3 protein-coding genes are annotated in these 2523 nt (G+C 66.6%); 2 read left to right on the forward strand and 1 reads right to left on the reverse strand.

Annotated features, from left to right (window positions below):
• Positions 1-126: 126 nt before the first annotated feature.
• The gene (locus TSH20_RS32980) at positions 127-759 is read right to left on the reverse strand and encodes an MBL fold metallo-hydrolase (RefSeq protein WP_109157799.1); all 633 of its coding nucleotides are present in this window, start codon (positions 757-759) and stop codon (positions 127-129) included.
• A 256-nt stretch (positions 760-1015) separates the two neighbouring features.
• Here TSH20_RS32980 and TSH20_RS32985 point away from each other — a divergent pair, with 256 nt between their 5' ends.
• Together TSH20_RS32985 and TSH20_RS32990 are read left to right on the forward strand one after the other, a co-directional pair.
• Complete coding sequence (locus TSH20_RS32985) at positions 1016-1468, forward strand: Rrf2 family transcriptional regulator (RefSeq protein WP_085085625.1); 453 nt, start codon at positions 1016-1018, stop codon at positions 1466-1468.
• 93 nt (positions 1469-1561) lie between these two features.
• Positions 1562-2266 carry an SDR family oxidoreductase gene (locus TSH20_RS32990; RefSeq protein ID WP_109157800.1) on the forward strand — a complete coding sequence of 235 codons (705 nt, stop codon included), beginning with the start codon at positions 1562-1564 and terminating at the stop codon, positions 2264-2266.
• Positions 2267-2523 lie beyond the last annotated feature (257 nt).

Below are 2523 nucleotides of genomic sequence, written 5' to 3' on the forward strand. Positions count from 1 at the left end.
CAGTAGTCCCTCCCCCGCCCAGCTCTCGCACAAAGCTATGCTTTGTGCTGACGCGGCAGGCGGACCATAGGTCCGCTGAGAGCGGGGGAGGATAGGTGGGGGTCTAACGCCGCGCCAACCGGAGCCTCAATCGTTCAAGAAAGGATTGTACAACCGCTCTTCCCCGAAATTCGACATCGGCCCGTGGCCGGGGATGAAGGCGATGTCGTCGCCGTAGGGGAACAGCTTGTCGCGGATCGAGGCGATGAGGTCGGCGTAGTTGCCCTTGGGGAAATCGGTGCGGCCGATCGAGCCCTGGAACAGCACGTCGCCGACGATGGCCAGCTTCGACGGCCGGTGGACGAACACGACGTGGCCGGGGGTGTGGCCGGGGCAGTGGCGGACCTCCAGCGTCTGGTTGCCGACGGTCACCGTGTCGCCTTCCTCCAGCCAGCGGTCGGGCGTGAAGGAGCGGACGGGCGGGAAGCCGAACATCTGGCTCTGCATCGGCATGCCGTCGATCCAGAACTGGTCGTCGCGGTGCGGCCCCTCGATCGGCAGCGACAGCTTGTCGGCCAGATCGGCGACGGCGCCGGCATGGTCGATGTGGCCGTGGGTGACCAGGATCTTCTCCAGCGTCACGCCCTTCGCCTTCACCGCGGCCAGGATGCGGTCCAGGTCGCCGCCGGGATCGATGGCGGCGCCCTTCATCGTCTCGGGGCACCAGAGCACCGTGCAGTTCTGCTGGAACGGGGTGACCGGAACGATGGCGTACTGCATGTCCTGACCTTCGGCTCTGCGGAAAAATGGCGGAATGACCCTGTGGGCCGAGGGACCTTAACGCGCCCGCGCCGGATGCCGCAAACCATTCGCGCAAAGCCGGTCGCAATGGGCGGCGAAACTGGCTAAGGTCCGGGCGTCCGGCGGGAACACGCCTTTGGGTGGAATACCGGGCCGGTACGAAATGTTAACCACCGAAGCTTTAGATCGGGGGTGGATCAACCATCCGCCGCCGCAATAAACGGATTCCGCCGGAATGCTGTCGCAGAAAGCCAAATATGCGTTGCGTGCCCTCATCATGCTGGCGGAGAAGGACACCGGCGACCTGATCCTGATCGCCGACATCGCGGAGCGCGAGAACATCCCGCGCAAATTCCTGGAAGCGATTCTGGTCGAGCTGCGCAAGGAAGGCATCCTGTTCGCCAAGCGCGGCAAGAGCGGCGGCTATCGGCTCGCCCGCCCCGCCGCCCAGATCACTTTCGGCGAGGTGATTCGCCTGATCGACGGCCATCTCGCCCCGCTCCCCTGCGCCAGCAAGGGATCCTTCAAGCCGTGCGAGGACTGCATCGATACGGAAACCTGCTCGGTCCGCTGGCTGATGCTGCAGGTCCGCGACGCCACCGCCTCGGTGCTCGACAACCGCACGCTGGCCGACGCCCTGCGCCACCGCCAGTCCACCGGCAGCATCGCCGCCAATTTCGACATCTGACCGTCCCGCCAGCCGCCCCGCTGAAATCGCATTTGAGGCGGCGGGTAGCCCTCCCGTATGGTTGGGCCAACCATTTGTCAGGGAGGGATAGGGATGTCCGAGGTGAAGGTGGCCGTCATCACGGCCGGGGGCAGCGGCATGGGAGCGGCGTCCGCGCGCCGGCTGGCGGCCGACGGGTTCGAGGTCGCGATCCTGTCCTCCTCCGGCAAGGGCGAGGCGCTGGCCGATGAGTTGGGCGGCATCGGGGTCACAGGGTCGAACCAGTCCAACGACGACCTGAAGCGGCTGGTCGATGCCGCCATGCAGCGCTGGGGGCGCATCGACGCGCTGGTCAACAGCGCCGGCCATGGGCCGCGCGGTCCGCTGCTGGAGATCAGCGACGAGGACTGGCACCGTGGGATCGAGGTCTATTTCCTCAACGTCGTGCGGGCGGTCCGGCTGGTGGCGCCGATCATGGTGGCTCAGAAGGCGGGCTCCATCGTCAACATCTCCACCGCCTGGGCGTTCGAGCCGAGCGCCATGTTCCCGACCTCCGCCGTCGCGCGGGCGGGGCTGGCCGCCTACACCAAGATCTTCGCCGACCAGTATGCGGCGGAGAATGTGCGGATGAACAATGTCCTGCCGGGATGGATCGACAGCCTGCCCGGGACCGAGGAGCGGCGCCAGAGCGTGCCGATGCAGCGCTACGGCAGCAGCGACGAGATCGCGGCGACGGTGGCCTTCCTGGCCTCGCCGGGCGCCGGCTACATCACCGGCCAGAACATCCGGGTCGATGGCGGGCTGACGCGCTCGGTTTGAGCTGGCGCCGCAGACAACTGATGCGTCGCTGAGCCGGCCGGATTCCCGCCTTCGCGGGAATGACCGCCGGAGAAGTCCTTGATTGTATTACGTTCTCCGAAACGGAAAAGGGCCGGCGAAGCGCCGGCCCTTTTTGCTGGGGAACTCCCCGCCGTATCAGTCGGCGAACGGGTCCGTCATCAGGATGGTGTCGTCGCGTTCCGGGCTGGTCGACAGCAGGGCGACCGGGGCCTGGATCAGCTCCTCGATGTGGCGGA

This window comes from Azospirillum sp. TSH20, assembly GCF_003115935.1.
Lineage (GTDB): Bacteria > Pseudomonadota > Alphaproteobacteria > Azospirillales > Azospirillaceae > Azospirillum.

What these genes read in the sequence shown, in the direction of transcription:
- TSH20_RS32985 (WP_085085625.1), top strand. Translation starts at nt 1,016, where the DNA reads ATGCTGTCGCAGAAAGCCAAATATGCGTTGCGTGCCCTCATCATGCTG.
- TSH20_RS32990 (WP_109157800.1), top strand. Translation starts at nt 1,562, where the DNA reads ATGTCCGAGGTGAAGGTGGCCGTCATCACGGCCGGGGGCAGCGGCATG.
- TSH20_RS32980 (WP_109157799.1), bottom strand. Translation starts at nt 759, where the DNA reads ATGCAGTACGCCATCGTTCCGGTCACCCCGTTCCAGCAGAACTGCACG.